At 64.4% G+C, this 14,836-nt stretch carries 12 protein-coding genes; 9 read left to right on the top strand and 3 right to left on the bottom strand.

Going from position 1 to position 14,836, the window contains the following annotated elements:
• Positions 1 to 102: 102 nt before the first annotated feature.
• The 4 genes from JNB89_RS19450 to msrQ all read left to right on the top strand — a co-directional run bounded on the left by JNB89_RS19450 (position 103) and on the right by msrQ (position 5,419).
• Positions 103 to 2,301 carry a cytochrome c biogenesis protein ResB gene (locus JNB89_RS19450; RefSeq protein ID WP_220363323.1) on the top strand — a complete coding sequence of 733 codons (2,199 nt, stop codon included), beginning with the start codon at positions 103 to 105 and terminating at the stop codon, positions 2,299 to 2,301.
• 4 nt (positions 2,302 to 2,305) lie between these two features.
• On the top strand, positions 2,306 to 3,517 hold the full coding sequence (ccsB, locus tag JNB89_RS19445) for a c-type cytochrome biogenesis protein CcsB (protein WP_013340723.1): 1,212 nt from the start codon (positions 2,306 to 2,308) through the stop codon (positions 3,515 to 3,517).
• Positions 3,518 to 3,701: 184 nt separating this feature from the next.
• A complete protein-coding gene (gene msrP, locus JNB89_RS19440) occupies positions 3,702 to 4,697 on the top strand; it encodes a protein-methionine-sulfoxide reductase catalytic subunit MsrP (protein WP_220363322.1) in 996 nt (331 codons plus the stop codon).
• Positions 4,698 to 4,708: 11 nt separating this feature from the next.
• Positions 4,709 to 5,419, top strand: coding sequence for a protein-methionine-sulfoxide reductase heme-binding subunit MsrQ (gene msrQ, locus JNB89_RS19435; protein WP_220363321.1), 711 nt, complete (start codon positions 4,709 to 4,711; stop codon positions 5,417 to 5,419).
• Positions 5,420 to 5,516: 97 nt separating this feature from the next.
• Here the strand turns inward: msrQ and lysA are convergent, their stop codons facing one another.
• Together lysA and JNB89_RS19425 are read right to left on the bottom strand one after the other, a co-directional pair.
• Positions 5,517 to 6,779, bottom strand: coding sequence for a diaminopimelate decarboxylase (lysA, locus tag JNB89_RS19430; protein WP_013340720.1), 1,263 nt, complete (start codon positions 6,777 to 6,779; stop codon positions 5,517 to 5,519).
• Positions 6,780 to 6,788: 9 nt separating this feature from the next.
• Positions 6,789 to 7,154, bottom strand: coding sequence for a lipoprotein (locus JNB89_RS19425; RefSeq protein WP_220363320.1), 366 nt, complete (start codon positions 7,152 to 7,154; stop codon positions 6,789 to 6,791).
• Positions 7,155 to 7,189: 35 nt separating this feature from the next.
• On the opposite strand from JNB89_RS19425, the gene cyaY reads away from it, so the two are divergent.
• Positions 7,190 to 7,507: an iron donor protein CyaY gene (gene cyaY, locus JNB89_RS19420; protein WP_013340718.1), complete on the top strand. Its 318-nt coding sequence runs from the start codon at positions 7,190 to 7,192 to the stop codon at positions 7,505 to 7,507.
• Positions 7,508 to 7,613: 106 nt separating this feature from the next.
• Here the strand turns inward: cyaY and JNB89_RS19415 are convergent, their stop codons facing one another.
• Positions 7,614 to 10,007: a penicillin-binding protein 1A gene (locus JNB89_RS19415; RefSeq protein WP_013340717.1), complete on the bottom strand. Its 2,394-nt coding sequence runs from the start codon at positions 10,005 to 10,007 to the stop codon at positions 7,614 to 7,616.
• 254 nt (positions 10,008 to 10,261) lie between these two features.
• Between JNB89_RS19415 and pilM the strand changes: the two genes are divergently transcribed.
• From pilM to JNB89_RS19395, 4 genes are read left to right on the top strand one after another with little or no spacing between them, the layout of a single operon-like run.
• On the top strand, positions 10,262 to 11,254 hold the full coding sequence (gene pilM, locus JNB89_RS19410) for a type IV pilus biogenesis protein PilM (RefSeq protein WP_220363319.1): 993 nt from the start codon (positions 10,262 to 10,264) through the stop codon (positions 11,252 to 11,254).
• Positions 11,251 to 11,991, top strand: coding sequence for a fimbrial assembly protein (locus tag JNB89_RS19405; RefSeq protein WP_220363318.1), 741 nt, complete (start codon positions 11,251 to 11,253; stop codon positions 11,989 to 11,991). The genes pilM and JNB89_RS19405 overlap by 4 nt, the downstream gene beginning before the upstream one ends.
• The gene (gene pilO, locus JNB89_RS19400; RefSeq protein WP_220363317.1) at positions 11,988 to 12,923 is read left to right on the top strand and encodes a type 4a pilus biogenesis protein PilO; all 936 of its coding nucleotides are present in this window, start codon (positions 11,988 to 11,990) and stop codon (positions 12,921 to 12,923) included. Before JNB89_RS19405 ends, pilO begins: the two co-directional genes overlap by 4 nt.
• Complete coding sequence (locus tag JNB89_RS19395; RefSeq protein ID WP_220363316.1) at positions 12,923 to 14,770, top strand: type IV pilus secretin PilQ; 1,848 nt, start codon at positions 12,923 to 12,925, stop codon at positions 14,768 to 14,770. Before pilO ends, JNB89_RS19395 begins: the two co-directional genes overlap by 1 nt.
• Positions 14,771 to 14,836: the final 66 nt, after the last annotated feature.

The following is a 14,836-nucleotide window of genomic DNA, read 5'->3' as shown; positions in this document are numbered from 1 at the left end:
AGTGCAACCGGCCCGCCGAGGCCGGTGAAAAACAAGAAAAGGGTGGGGGCGTCGTAGCTACGATCGCCCTCCACCCTTTTTTGCTGTTCAGTCGGAGTATGAATGAGCGTCACCACGTCGGGTTTGCAGTCGAAGTCGGGCAATCGCGTCTTGCGCAGCGTCGTCGAGCTACTCAGTTCGATGCGCTTTGCGATTGCGCTGCTCGTGATCCTGTCCATCGCCAGCATCATCGGCACCGTTCTCACGCAGGACGATCCCTATCCCAACTACGTCAATCAGTTCGGCCCGTTCTGGGCCGACATCTTCCGCGCGCTGAGCCTGTACACGGTGTACAGCTCGTGGTGGTTCATGCTGATTCTGGGCTTTCTGATGGTGTCGGTGTCGCTGTGCGTGATCCGCAACGCGCCGAAAATGATCGCCGACGCGAAGAGCTGGAAAGACAAGGTCCGCGAAGCCAGCCTGCGCGCGTTTCATCACAAGAGCGAGTTCGCGGTGCAGGGCACACGCGAGCAGACGGCGGCGGTCCTCGGCAAACTGTCGGCGAAACTCGGCTACAAGTTTGTCACGCGCGAGTCGGACGGCGCGACGCTGATCGCCGCCAAGCGCGGCGCACTGACCAAGTTCGGCTACATCTCCGCGCACCTCGCTATCGTGGTGATTTGCCTCGGCGGCCTGCTGGACAGCAATCTGCCCATCAAGCTGCAGATGTGGCTCTTCGACAAGTCGCCGATCCGCGCCAACACGGTGATCAACGAAATTCCGCCGGAGCACCGCCTGTCGCAGTCCAACCCGACGTTCCGCGGCTACGCGTGGGTCCCGGAAGGACAGCACGTGTCCACCGCGATCCTCAATCAACCCGACGGCTCGCTGATCCAGGACCTGCCGTTCTCCATCGAATTGCAGAAGTTCATCGTCGACTATTACTCGACGGGCATGCCGAAGCTGTTCGCGAGCGACATCCTCGTGGTCGATCACAAAACCGGCGCGCGCGTGCCGGCGCGCATCGAGGTGAACAAACCGTTCGAGTACGACGGTGTGTCGATCTATCAGTCGAGCTTCCAGGACGGCGGCTCGCAAATGCAGATGACGGCCTACCCGATGACCGGCGCAAGCGCGAAAACCGCGCCGTTCGGCGGCACGATCGGCGGCAATGCGCCGTTGAGTTCTGCCACGCCGCTCGCGGACGGCCAGACAGTCGAATTCACCGATTTTCGCGCAATCAACGTCGAAAATATTTCGAACGCCAACGGCCAGACGGACGCCCGCGGCGTCGCCTCGCACCGCTCGCTGAAGGAAGCTTTCGACGAGCGGCTCGGTTCTGGCGCAAAGACCTCCAAGCCGCTCGACCTGCACAACGTGGGCCCTTCGGTGCAATACAAGGTGCGCGACAAGGACGGCCAGGCGCGCGAGTACAACAACTACATGCTGCCCGTCGCGGTGGGCGGCGAAAGGTTCTTTCTCGCGGGTATGCGCCTGAACCCCGACGATCCGTTCCGCTACCTGCGCATTCCCGCGGACGCGGGCGGCACCGTCAAGGAGTGGATGAACCTGCGCGCCACGCTGGAAAACCCGGCCGCGCGCGCGCAAGCCGCTCACCGTTTCGCGCTGCGCTCCGTTCCCGAAGCGAACCCGGAGTTGCAGCAGCACCTGGAAGAAAGCGCATTGCGCGTGCTGACACTGTTTGCGGGGGCGGACACGAGCGTGAAAATGCCGAACGGTCAACCGGTGGGTGGCTTTCAGGCCATCGCGGGTTTCATCGACCATTCGGTACCCAAAGGCGAGCAGGAAAAGGCCGCAGGCTTGCTGCTGCGCATGCTGGAAGGTTCCATGTGGGATCTGTGGCAAGAGTCGCGCGAGCAGCAGGGCGAGCCGCAGGCACAGGCGAATGCCGAGGCGAGCCGCTTCGTCCAGAGCTCGATCAACGCGATATCTGACAGCTTCCTGTATGGATCGCCGGTCTACCTGCAGCTCGACTCTTTCAAGCAGGTGCAGGCTTCGGTATTTCAGCTGACGCGCGCGCCGGGCAAAAAAGTCGTGTATCTTGGCAGCCTGCTCCTCGTATTGGGCATCTTTTCGATGTTCTACGTCCGCGAACGGCGCCTCTGGTTCTGGCTCAAAGATAGCGGGCAGGGCACGCAGGTCGTAATGGCCATGTCGAGCGCCCGCAAAACGCTGGACTTCGAGAAAGACTTCGCCCAGACACGCGACGCGGTTGGCGCCGCGTTGGGCGCCAAGCCCGCGGATGCGGCGTCCGGCAACGGCAGCGCGCAGTCCGCAAGCTCACAAGATTCGACCCGGTAATACCATGGACTTGACTCAGGTTTCCTCTTCTTCCCCTTCCTCCGCGCGGCCCGGCAAGTCGCCTGCGGACGAAGCGCTCAACGCGGCTCAATATGACGAGCGGCCGTTCCTGAAACGGCTTGGGGTGATCGACTGGCTGTTCGCCCTCGCAATGGTGGCGGGCGCGGGCTTTGCCCTGTCGCGATATCACCCGTTCATGAATTACTACGACAAGCTGGTGCTGGTGTGCTCGGTGCCGGTCTTCGTCGTACTGGGCTGGCGCTGGAAACCTGCGCGTGCGCTGATGGCGGCCATCGCAATACTGTCGCTGCTGGCTATCCAGATCTATCACGGCGACCTGAGCCGCGCCGACAACGCATTTTTCCTGAAGTATTTCCTGTCGAGCCAGTCCGCGATTCTGTGGATGAGCGCGCTCTTCGTATTCGCGACCGTGTTCTACTGGATCGGCCTGCTGTCGCGCTCGCCCACAGGCGCCGCAATCGGTTCGCGCATGACGTGGGTGGCCGTGGTGATGGGCTTTGTCGGCCTGATGGTGCGCTGGTACGAGTCGTATCTGATCGGCGCGGACGTCGGCCATATCCCCATTTCGAACCTCTACGAAGTGTTCGTGCTGTTCAGCCTGATCACCGCGCTCTTCTATCTGTATTACGAACAGCACTACAGCACGCGCGCGCTGGGCGCATTCGTTCTGCTCGTGATCAGCGCCGCCGTCGGCTTCCTGATGTGGTACTCGGTCGCCCGCGACGCGCAGCAGATCCAACCGCTCGTGCCGGCGCTGCAAAGCTGGTGGATGAAGATTCACGTGCCGGCGAACTTCATCGGCTACGGCAGCTTCGCGCTGTCGGCAATGGTCGCGGTCGCCTATCTGGCCAAGGAGCGCGGCGTGCTGGCCGATCGCCTGCCGGCGCTCGAAGTGCTCGACGACGTGATGTACAAGTCGATCGCCGTCGGCTTCGCGTTCTTCACGATCGCAACGATTCTTGGCGCGCTGTGGGCCGCCGAAGCCTGGGGCGGCTACTGGAGCTGGGACCCGAAGGAAACGTGGGCGTTGATCGTCTGGCTGAACTACGCGGCCTGGCTGCATATGCGTCTGATGAAGGGCCTGCGCGGCGCCGTTGCCGCCTGGTGGGCGCTGACGGGTCTGCTGGTCACGACCTTCGCGTTCCTCGGCGTGAACATGTTCCTGTCGGGGCTGCATAGTTACGGCAAGCTGTAATATTCGCCCGCCTGAACCGACAAAGAACCGCCGCGTGTTGTGCACCGGCGGTTTTTTTATGGCTGGCGGAATATTTGCGCATCGAATGTGTTCGTAATTAAGAGAACGCGTGAAATGGCCCGACGAGCGATCATCACTATGGCCCCGCTGGATAGCTGAAGCGCAGGCCGCAAGGAGCAGCACGATGTGGATCAAGCGAAGCGACAGGATTCAACTCACCGGCGACGATATCGCGCGCAGCGAAATCACGCCGCAGCACATTTTCGAGAACCGGCGGCGCCTGCTGCAGGCAGCCGGCGCATTGGCGCTCGGCAGTCTGACTGGCGTGAACGGCGAAGCGCTGGCGGCCTACACGTCGCCCGACCCGAAGGCGCAGAAACTGACGGCAAAGACCAACGCAAAGTTCGTCGCGCTCGACAAGGTCACGCCGTTCAAGGACATCACCAGTTACAACAACTACTACGAATTCGGCACCGACAAGGCAGATCCCGCCGAGCACGCGGGCACGTTGCGGCCGCGTCCGTGGAAAGTGAGCGTCGAGGGTGAGATCAAGAATCCGAAGGTGTACGACATCGACGAACTGCTCAAGCTGGCGCCGCTCGAGGAGCGCGTGTACCGCCTGCGTTGCGTGGAAGGTTGGTCGATGGTGATTCCGTGGATCGGCGTGCCGCTCGCGGAGCTGATCAAGCGGGTGCAGCCCACCGGCAACGCCAAATACGTGCAGTTCATTACGCTGGCCGACCCGTCGCAAATGCCGGGGCTTTCCACGCCGATACTCGACTGGCCGTACTCTGAAGGTCTGCGCATGGACGAGGCGATGAATCCGCTCACGCTGCTCACGATGGGCGTGTACGGTCAGGTACTGCCCAACCAGAACGGCGCGCCCGTGCGCATCGTGGTGCCATGGAAGTACGGCTTCAAGAGCGCGAAGTCGCTCGTGAAAATCCGTTTTGTCGAAAAGCAGCCGCCGACGAGCTGGAACACGTATGCGTCCAGCGAATATGGTTTTTATTCGAACGTGAACCCGAACGTCGACCACCCGCGCTGGAGCCAGGCGACCGAGCGGCGCATCGGCGAAGACGGGTTTTTCACGCCCAAGCGTAAAACGTTGATGTTCAATGGCTACGGCGATCAGGTGGCGTCGCTGTACCAGGGCATGGACCTGAAGAAAAACTTCTGAGCGACATGACGATGGCTTCCGACTCTCAACCCGCCGCCCGCATCGGGCGTCATGCGCCTCGCGCGCAGGCAGGTGCGACGGCGCCGGCCTCCGCGGCGGCGCGACGGCCGGCCGCCGGCTTGCGCTGGGTAGTGCCCGCGAAAATCGCGGTGTTTATCGCCGCCTGGTATCCGCTTGCGCGCATCGTGCTGTTCGGCTTGACCGACCGGCTCGGCGCCAACCCGATCGAGTTCATCACGCGTTCCACGGGGCTCTGGACGCTCGTCTTCCTGTGCATCACGCTGGCTGTGACGCCGTTGCGCCGGATCACCGGCATCGCGGCGTTCGTGCGGTTTCGCCGCATGCTAGGGCTCTACGCGTTTTTCTACGCGACGCTGCATTTCGCCACCTACCTCTGGTTCGACAAGTGGTTCAACGTCGAGGACATTGTCCAGGACATCGGCAAGCGGCCCTTCATCACCGTGGGCTTTGCCGCATTCGTGCTGTTGATCGCGTTGGCCGTCACGTCGCCGCGCGCGATGGTCCGCAAACTCGGTCGGCGCTGGCAGAGCTTGCATCGCGTGATCTATGCGATCGGCGCCCTGGCGATTCTTCACTTCTGGTGGATGAAGGCCGGCAAGCACGACCTGCTGCTGCCGAAGATCTACGGCGCGATCATGCTGGCGCTGCTGGGCTGGCGCTTGGTCGTGTGGCTGCGAGAGCGTGGATTGAAGTCGCGCTGAACGGGCGATCAGCGCGCGTTGCTCGCGTCAACACGAGAAAACAAAAGGCGATGCCCCTAGGGCATCGCCTTTTTCATGTGATCGCGAATCGGGCTGGTTACTCCGGCAAGACGGTTTCGCCGGCGAACAGCTGCTGTACTTCCTCGCGGGCGCGAACCACATGCGCTTGTGTACCATCTACCATCACCTCCGCGGCACGCGGGCGGGTGTTGTAGTTCGAGCTCATCACGAAGCCATAGGCGCCGGCCGAACGAATCGCCAGCAGATCGCCCGGCTCGACGGCGAGCAGCCGCTCGCGCCCGAGCCAGTCACCGCTTTCGCACACCGGGCCCACCACGTCGTACACATGCGCAGGCAGTTCGCGCTGGACCACGGCGTCGATGGCGTGATACGCCTCGTACATCGCGGGGCGGGCGAGATCGTTCATGGCCGCGTCGACGATGGCGAAGTTCTTTTCAGCGCCCGGCTTCAGAAACTCGACGCGCGTAAGCAGCACGCCTGCATTGCCGACCAGCGAGCGGCCCGGCTCGAAATACACCTCGCGATGGCCGTGACCGCGCGCCTCGATCCGGTCGAGCACGGTGCGCACGAAATCGCTTATGTCGGGGGGCGTTTCATCGTCGTAGGTAATGCCGAGACCGCCGCCGACGTCGATATGGCGAATCGTCATGCCGTCCTGCTCGATCTGTTCGACCAGTTCCAGGAGCTTGTCCACCGCGTCGAGATACGGCGCGACTTCGGTAATCTGCGAGCCGATATGGCAGTCGATACCCACCACCTCCAGGTTCGCCATGGCTGCCGCCGCCTGATAGGTGGCCCGGGCCTCGTCGAATGCAACGCCGAACTTGTTCGACTTCAGTCCGGTGGAGATGTACGGGTGCGTTTTCGCGTCGACGTCGGGGTTCACGCGCAGCGAAACCGGCGCCTTCTTGCCCATTTGCGCCGCCACCGCGTTCAGACGGTCGAGCTCTGGAATCGACTCGACATTGAAGCATTTGACGCCGGCGGCGAGCGCCTCGCGCATTTCGTTCGCATGCTTGCCGACGCCGGAAAACACCGTGTTTTCCGCTTTGCCGCCGGCCGCGAGCACGCGCGCCAGTTCGCCGCCCGACACGATGTCGAAGCCCGCCCCAAGCCGCGCGAACACGTTCAGCACCGCGAGATTGCTGTTGGCCTTCACGGCGACGTGCACGCTCGCGCGACGGCCGGCGCACGCGCTCGCGTAGGCGTTCCACGCTTCGGTCAGCGCCGCGCGTGAGTACACGTAGAGGGGCGTGCCGAACTGTTCGGCGAGCGAAACGGCGGACACGCCTTCGGCGTGAAGCACGCCGTCGACGTAGTCAAATGCGGGTCGAGTCATGCGAGAGTCTTATTGAGCGGGAGTGGCTGTGGCGGCCGGCTGGGAAGCCGATGCAGCAGATGCCGGCGAAACGGCGGACGTGGGCGGCGCGGACAGGTCGTTGGCCGGCGCGAGCGAGAGCGGTGTGCCGGAAGTGTCGGGAATGGAGTCTGCGTCCGATGCGGTCTCCGCACCCGGCTTCACTTCGTCGGGCGACGGCGGCTGCGTGCGGTCGATCGGCTTGGCCGGCAACGGCGGCACGGTGGGCAGATACAGCGAACCGCGCTGCCCGCAACCGGCAAGCGAACCGCCGAGCGCGCAACCTGCGAGAATGGCTAAACCCGCTACAATCGCGCGGCCGGGCGCCGCCGCGCGCATCCGAGATACGACTCGCATGACTGTCCCTGAATGAATAATCGATGGAGTTTAGCATGTCCGATAGTGATTACCTGACCCGCGCCGAGGCCGCGCTAGCCGCCATCGAACGCGCGCTGGACGACGCCGAGGCCGACATCGAACTGGAGCGCAGCGGCAACGTGCTGACCCTCGAGTTCGCGAATCGCTCGAAGATCATCGTCAATCTGCAGCCGCCAATGAGCGAGATCTGGATCGCCGCGAAGGCGGGCGGTTTTCACTACCGTTTCGTCGACGGCGAGTGGCGCGACACGCGCAACGGCAAGGAATTCTTCGCCGCGCTCTCGGAGTACGCGACGCAACAGGCCGGCGAACCGGTGCACTTCGGAGCGTAACCGCAGAGTAACTATGCTCGCGCTTGTCGAACCAGGCTGAAGGTGGAAAAAAGCCGCCGCGCATTCTGTGCGCGGCGGCTTTTTTCTGACAGGCGACGGCGCTGCGTCAGTGCCCGCGGAACAGATTCATGATGTCCTGCTTTTCCTGCTCGCCCACCTGTCCCGGCGCGGCGGATGCGGCGCTTGCTTCGTCCAGTGCCGCCTGACTGATGCCGACCGTAGCCACAAAGCCGTGGCCCGGTGTGAATTCGTCGAAGTACAACTCCGTGCCGAGCTCGACCACGCCGTCGGGCATCGGCATCTTGTATTCGGGCACGCCCTTGAGCGCACGTCCCATGTACTCGATCCACACCGGCAATGCGAGGCCGCCGCCGGTTTCCTTGTCGCCGAGACTGCGCGGGTTGTCGTAGCCGATCCACGCGATTGCAGTCAGCGTGTGCTGATAGCCGGCGAACCAGGCGTCGCGGGAATCGTTCGTCGTGCCGGTCTTGCCGCCCAGATCGGTGCGCTTGAGCACGTTCGATTTCGCGCCCGTGCCGCGTTGCGCGACGCTTTGCAGCAGGCTGTTCATCACGTATGCGTTGCGCGGCTCGATGGCGTGCGGCGCGCTCTGCTCGGCGACAAGCGGCTGCGCGTGTGCCACCACGACGCCACGCGGGTCGGTGACTTCGGCTATCAGGTATGGATTGATCCGATAGCCGCCGTTTGCGAACACCGAAAATGCGCCCGCCATCTGCAACGGCGTGACGAGACCCGCGCCGAGCGCCATGGGCAGATAGGCAGGGTGGCGGTCCGCGTCGAAGCCAAAGCGCGTGATGTACTGCTGCGCGTACTTCGTGCCGATGTGGTTGAGGATGCGGATCGACACCAGGTTCTTCGACTTCTGCAACGCGGTGCGCATGGTCATCGGCCCGTCGAAACCGCCGCCGTAGTTCTTCGGCTCCCATGCCTGGCCGCCGGTCTCCGCAGCGCTGAAAAAGAGCGGCGCGTCGTTGATGACGGTGGCCGGTCCAAGCCCCTTTTCGAGCGAAGCCGAATAGATGAAGGGCTTGAAACTCGACCCCGGCTGACGCCATGCCTGCGTGACGTGGTTGAACTTGTTCTTGTTGAAGTCGAACCCGCCGACGAGCGCGCGGATCGCACCGTCCTGCGGCACGACCGAGACAAACGCGCCTTCCACTTGCGGCAACTGGGTAATTGCCCACTCGCCTTCATCGTTCTTGACGAGACGAATGATCGCGCCCGGCCGCAGGCGCTGGTTCGGCTGTGCGCGTGCACTGAGCGCGGATTGCGCAAAGCGCAGCCCGTCGCCCTGAATGGTCGCGACATTGCCGTCGATAAACGTGGCCTGCACCTGCTTCGGGCTCGCGGCGGTTACGACTGCCGCGATAATTTCACCGTTGTCCGGGTGTTCGAGCAAAGCGTCGTCGATGGCCTGCTCGCGGTCGTCAGCATCGGCGGGCAAATTGATGAACGCTTCGGGCCCGCGATAACCGTGGCGCCGCTCGTAGTCCATCAGGCCCTTGCGCAACGCGCGATAGGCGACGTCCTGATCCGCGGAGTCGATCGTCGTCACGACGTTCAGGCCGCGCGTGTACGCTTCCTCGCGGTACTGCGCATACATCATCTGCCGCACCATTTCCGCAACATACTCGGCGTGTACGCTGAACTCCTTGCCCGCACCCTTGACGACGAGCGGCTGACGGCTCGCTTCGTCGTACTGCTGCTGGTTGATGTAGTGCAGCTCGTACATGCGTTGCAGGATGTACTCCTGACGTACCTTCGCGCGCTTCGGATTGACCACCGGGTTGTAGGCGGAGGGCGCCTTCGGCAAGCCGGCCAGCATCGCGGACTCCGCGAGAGTCAGGTCCTTCAGGTCCTTGCCGAAATAGACGCGCGCCGCGCTCGCGAAACCATACGCGCGCTGACCGAGATAGATCTGATTCATATACACCTCGAGAATCTGATCTTTCGTGAGCTTCGACTCGATCTTGTACGCGAGCAGCATCTCGTAGATCTTGCGCGTGTAGGTCTTCTCGCTCGAAAGGAAGAAGTTGCGCGCAACCTGCATGGTGATCGTGCTCGCGCCTTGCGTTGCATGGCCGTTGGTCAGCGCGACGAAGCCGGCGCGCGCAATGCCAGTGAGGTCGACGCCGCCGTGGTCGTAAAAGCGCGCGTCCTCGATGGCGAGCACGGCCTTTTTCAGGCTGTCCGGCACATCCTGGATGCGCACGATATCGCGCCGTTCCTCGCCGAACTCGCCGATCAGCACATGGTCGGCCGTGTAGATGCGCAGCGGCACTTTAGGCCGGTAGTCGGTAAGGGCGTCGAGCGAGGGCAGGTTCGGCGTGGCGACCACGAGCGCGTAACCGAGCACCAGCAGCACACACACGATACCCGCGACGATCAACCCGAAAAAACCAAGCAGGAGCTTGAGCCACAGCGGGCGTTTGCGCTTTGGCGGCGCGGGCGGCGGGGATGTGGGAGACGTGGATTGCATATAGGCACCAAAAAACAGTCCCGCGATTATAGCCGCCTCGCTTTTCAGCTTTCGGCGTGCTTACTGACAGTTCTTGACAAGTCCCTGCACTGCGTTGAGCGAGGCTTCACTGTAGCGGCTTTGATGATGGCCGGCGCGTGCACGACGCGACGTTAGCCATCTGGCCGAGTGTCGCTCAGACGCGCCCATCCGCACAATTGCCCCTCGCTGCTCGCGCTCGAATGGTTCGCCGCGCGAGTTTCAGGGAGGGCGTGATGACGATAAGAAGTTCATGGCTGCAAGCCGTGCAGGCAGGTATGCAGCGTTTCGCTGCGGGAATAGACGTGAGTTCGCAGGACGTCCGGCTCGTGGTGGTCAGTCGGCGTGCGCGCGCCAGCGCTTCGTTGCAGATCGAATATATGCGGACGGTGGCGCTGCCGGCCAATGCAATGGCCGGGATAGAGATTGCCGACCGTCAGGCTCTTGCACGCGCGTTGCGCGACGCGTTTGCCGGGCTGCCGCATCTGTGCGCGACATCCGCATTGCGATGCGCGATGGCCGTGCCGGCATCCGCGACGGTGATGGCCACGCTACCGCTCGCACGCCTCGCGGCGCAGAGCGGTTGCGCGGAAGACGGCGGCCACGAACTCGGCGAACTGGAGCCGGCGGTCATGAGCGAAGTCGAGCGCATCGCGGGACTGGAGCGGCATGCACTCGCCGTCGACTGGTTCGTGGATGAGCGGCCAACGCCGGTTCGCTCAGTGACGATCGCCGCGACGGGGCGTCAGCATCTCGAAGCGCGCATCGAATGCGCGGCGGCGGCGGGCATTTCGCTGACCGCTATCGACGGCGAGCCCCATGCCGCGCTGCGGGCCATGCGTTATGCGGCGGCTCGCGAACTCGATCCGCACGAACCATACGTGGCGCTGTGGATCGGCGCGGACGGCGTGCAAGGCTGGCGTCTGGTGGACGACAGCATCGCCGCCGAAATGCGTTACCCCGCACCCGAGCATTCCGATCTCGCCGACGCTTTGCGCGACCTCTTGCAAGGCCCCCAGTTCGATTGCGCGCTGGTGAGCGGCGAACTGCATCTGCTGGAAGGTGTCGGCTTTTCGATCGCGGACATCGCGGACGTTCTGGGCTGCACGGTGTTGCCATTTGAATGCGCCGCCCTGGGCGGCATCTCGCGCCAGGTGAGCGATCCGCTGCTGCATGAACCGGCCGCCGCCGTCGCATTCGGATTGGCGTTGCGCGGGGTGCTCGAATGAGCGCGACTCTTTTCGATGCGGGGCGTCTGAACGCGGCGGCGCAATTGCATGTCGCGCATGACATGCGGCGGCTTCGCGCCGCGCATGCGTTTCCGTCTGCTCCCGGCGGCTTCAATCTTCTGCCGCATAGGCAGCGCAAGGCGGAGCGCGCGCGCCGCCGATGTCTCATTGCATGGGCTGCAGCAGCGCTCGCCGGTTGTGTCGCTGTGGGCGCACTGGCCGGATATCAGGCGTTCGAAAAAGCGCGGCTCGATGCGCAGCGCGAGTCGGTCGAGCAAACACTTGCTCAACTCGCCGCGCCGTTGGCGGAGCATGCGCGCCTACTGCGCACGCGCGACCAGCAGCGCGCTGACGCCGCGCGAGCAAAGCGTCTCGCCGAGCCGCTGACCTATTTGCGCGACCTCCTCGACGCGCTCAGCTTCGAACCCGGCGACGGCGTGCTGTTGCAGCAGTTGCGCCAGCGCGACCACGAAACGGAACTGGTGGCGACTTCGCGGGCGCATATCGACTCCGCGCAATGGCTTAAGCGCCTCGGCGCAATTCGCGGCGTGTCGCGTGCGGAGATGAGCGAGTCGCATCACGCGTCGCCCAAGGCAAATGTGGACGGAGGCGCCGCTGGCGCAGTGCAATTCGGCGCTCGCCTGCACTGGGAGGGCGCGACGAAAAACGCGACCGCGAATGCGGCTTCGAGCGTATCGCCGAAAGCGGTTGCCGACTACACAGGAGGTTCGAAATGAGCACGACGTTTGCCGATTTTGCCGGCACACAACACGCAAGCCCGGCGCTGGCGCATTGGATCAGGCGTGCCCGCGCGCCGCTTCACACATGGAGCCTGCGCCGCCGCTGGGCCGTTGCGCTGGTGATCGCACTGGTGGTGTTCGGCCTTGGTGCACATGGCTGGATTGTCACCGATCTCGGCCGCGTGGAGGCAAGCCGAGCAGCACTGCATGCGAGCGTGCAGCGTCTAGCGAATGCCAAACGTGCGCTCGCCCAATTGCCCGCGCTGCGCCGGGAAGCCGACGCGGCAACCGGTGTGAGTGCGTTTGCTGCGGGTGTGCCGGCGCAGTGGACGTCAGCGGACGACGTGCGTGTCGTCTCCGAGCTTGCCGCGCAAAACGGCGTTCTGTTGCTCGCTGTCGAGCCAGGTGCGGCCAGCGGTACTGGCGCTCACGGCGAGCGTCCGCTGCAGCTCGCCGCGCGTAGCGACTTCATTCACCTCATGTCGTTCCTGCGCGGACTGACGGAGCTACCGGTGTTGATGGTTCCCGTCGACGTGACGATCAAGCGCGATGGCGCGTCGCTCGGCGTGAGCGCGACGCTGCGCGTCTATAGCGGCCTGCGTCCTGTGCCCGCAAGCCTCTCCGTGCAGGAGCTCGCCGACGCGAGCCTTGATTCGGACGACGAAGAAGATGTCGTGTTCTTCGATCCGTTCTCGCCGGCCCAGATGCAGGCCACGCACGATTCGCAGGGACTCGAGCAACTGCGCCTCGTCGGACTGCTGCATGATCGCGCGCGCGGCCTTGCGTTGATCGACACGCCGGACGGCGCAACGACTGTGGCGTCCGGCCAGCGGATCGGCGACGAGCGCTTCACGCGCTTCGATACGACCGCCATCACGCTTGCCAGGGGCGAGGCGACCCGAACGCTCGCGCTTGCGGAGGCGTCCTGATGAGCATGACGAAGCTGTTGGGCGCCGGAGCCCGCGCGTCCGATCGCGCGGTGGTGGTGTCGGGCTTACGTCGGTGCGTTCGCATCGGGCTGTCAAGCCGGCTGTCCATTGTGTCCCTTGTGTCCATTGGTAAGCGGAGGGAGCTGCCGGCCCGTCTGCCGCTCGCTCTGTCGAGCGCCCGGTCCATGGGGCTGCATTTGTGCGTACTGGTTGGCGCTGCGCTCGGCGGCAATGCCGCGCACGCCGCAATTCCATCGTTGCCGCCGTTGCCGGACTATATGCCGTCCGACGAGTCCGCGCTGACGTTCGACGCGCCCTACCAGGCAACGCCGCTGCCGCGCGCTGCGATTGCCGAAACGCCGAACCCGTTTCGCGACGATTCGTTGGACGACGCGGCCACCTCGCGACGATCAACTGCACCGGCACCGGACCCGGACCCGACGCCAGTTGCGGACAGCCGCACAGACGACGCAACCGACCCGTCCGACGGTTCGGTGCCGCTCGCGCGGCAAGCTGGGGCCCCACGCCGCGACGCCGCTGCGTCCGCCTCCGCACTGGAAGGCCCGCCGGTGCCGCTGCCGCCGCTCACGCGCTTGAGCGGTACGCCGAAGATCCCCGCGGACGCCACCCTCGCGGCCGACGACAAGCCGATTTCGCTGAATTTCCAGCGCGCCGAACTGGGCGCCGTGCTCAATGCGTTTGCGCAATTCACGGGCTTGAACATCGTGGCAAGCGAAAGGGTGCGCGGCTCGGTGTCATTGCGGCTCGACAAGGTGCCGTGGCGCGTCGCCTTCGACACGCTGCTGGACGTTCACGGCCTCGCGATGGAACGCCACGGAAACGTCGTGTGGGTCGCGCCAATCGCGGACCTGGCGGCGCGCGAGCGGCAACGCTTCGAGGCGCACGCGCGGGCGGCCGACCTGGAGCCGCTCGCGAGCCGCACGTTCCAACTGCACTATGCCCGCGCCGAGGACGTGCGGCGCCTGTTGACCGGCTCCGGCAACCAGCGCGTGCTGTCAAAGCGTGGCGCGGTGACCGCCGATCCGCGCACCAATCTGCTGTTCGTCACTGACCTGGAAGGCCGCCTCGCGCAGATCGCCGCGCTGCTCGATTCTGTCGACCGGCCGACGCGTCAGGTTCTGATAGAGGCGCGCATCGTCGAAGGCGAGCATGGTTTTTCGCGCAATCTGGGCGTGCGGCTTTCGATGGCCGGCACCAGCGCCGACGGCAGCACGCGCGGCCTGAGCGGCGGCAAGGACGGTCTCGTCTACGATCTGTCGGCCCGGCCGATCGCGGGCTTCGACGCCGCAACGGCGGGCCTGACGCTGTTTGCCGCCGGCGCCACGCGTCTTCTGAACATCGAACTGAGCGCGCTGGAGGCCGAGGGGCGCGGGCAGGTGGTTTCAAGTCCGCGGGTGGTCACAGCGGACCGGATGAAGGCCGTGGTCGAACAGGGCACCGAGCTGCCGTATCAGGCAAAGGTGGGGCAGGGAGTGTCGGGTGTGCAGTTCCGGCGCGCCACGCTGAAGCTGGAGGTCGAGCCGCAGATCATGCCGGACGGCCGCGTCGTGCTGGATCTCGACGTGGCCAAGGACAGCGTCGGCGAACAGACCGACGCCGGGCCCGCTATCAACACGAAACATGTGCAAACCCGCGTCGAGGTGGAAGATGGCGGTACGGTGTCGATCGGCGGAATCTACGCGACGGACGGCCGGGACGATGTGACTCGGGTGCCGGTCCTGGGCAAAATACCGATTCTAGGGGCACTTTTTCGCCATCGGGCTCATCGGGACCAGCGCAGCGAACTGGCTGTTTTCATCACGCCGCGCGTCGTTCAGACGAATTAGGGGCACGCTTGCGCGGCGCGAATGCGGCGGCGCGCAGGCTCGACAAGGCAGCCGCTTTGCCAGTAA

It is taken from the genome of Paraburkholderia phenoliruptrix (genome assembly GCF_019511605.1).
Taxonomy (GTDB): domain Bacteria; phylum Pseudomonadota; class Gammaproteobacteria; order Burkholderiales; family Burkholderiaceae; genus Paraburkholderia; species Paraburkholderia phenoliruptrix_A.
The sequence above is the reverse complement of the archived record's forward strand: the minus strand, read 5'-3'. Positions and strand labels throughout refer to the sequence as shown.

Coding starts and splice junctions, on each gene's coding strand:
- JNB89_RS19450 (WP_220363323.1), top strand. CDS start 103: ATGAGCGTCACCACGTCGGGTTTGCAGTCGAAGTCGGGCAATCGCGTC.
- ccsB (WP_013340723.1), top strand. CDS start 2,306: ATGGACTTGACTCAGGTTTCCTCTTCTTCCCCTTCCTCCGCGCGGCCC.
- msrP (WP_220363322.1), top strand. CDS start 3,702: ATGTGGATCAAGCGAAGCGACAGGATTCAACTCACCGGCGACGATATC.
- msrQ (WP_220363321.1), top strand. CDS start 4,709: ATGGCTTCCGACTCTCAACCCGCCGCCCGCATCGGGCGTCATGCGCCT.
- lysA (WP_013340720.1), bottom strand. CDS start 6,779: ATGACTCGACCCGCATTTGACTACGTCGACGGCGTGCTTCACGCCGAA.
- JNB89_RS19425 (WP_220363320.1), bottom strand. CDS start 7,154: ATGCGAGTCGTATCTCGGATGCGCGCGGCGGCGCCCGGCCGCGCGATT.
- cyaY (WP_013340718.1), top strand. CDS start 7,190: ATGTCCGATAGTGATTACCTGACCCGCGCCGAGGCCGCGCTAGCCGCC.
- JNB89_RS19415 (WP_013340717.1), bottom strand. CDS start 10,007: ATGCAATCCACGTCTCCCACATCCCCGCCGCCCGCGCCGCCAAAGCGC.
- pilM (WP_220363319.1), top strand. CDS start 10,262: ATGACGATAAGAAGTTCATGGCTGCAAGCCGTGCAGGCAGGTATGCAG.
- JNB89_RS19405 (WP_220363318.1), top strand. CDS start 11,251: ATGAGCGCGACTCTTTTCGATGCGGGGCGTCTGAACGCGGCGGCGCAA.
- pilO (WP_220363317.1), top strand. CDS start 11,988: ATGAGCACGACGTTTGCCGATTTTGCCGGCACACAACACGCAAGCCCG.
- JNB89_RS19395 (WP_220363316.1), top strand. CDS start 12,923: ATGAGCATGACGAAGCTGTTGGGCGCCGGAGCCCGCGCGTCCGATCGC.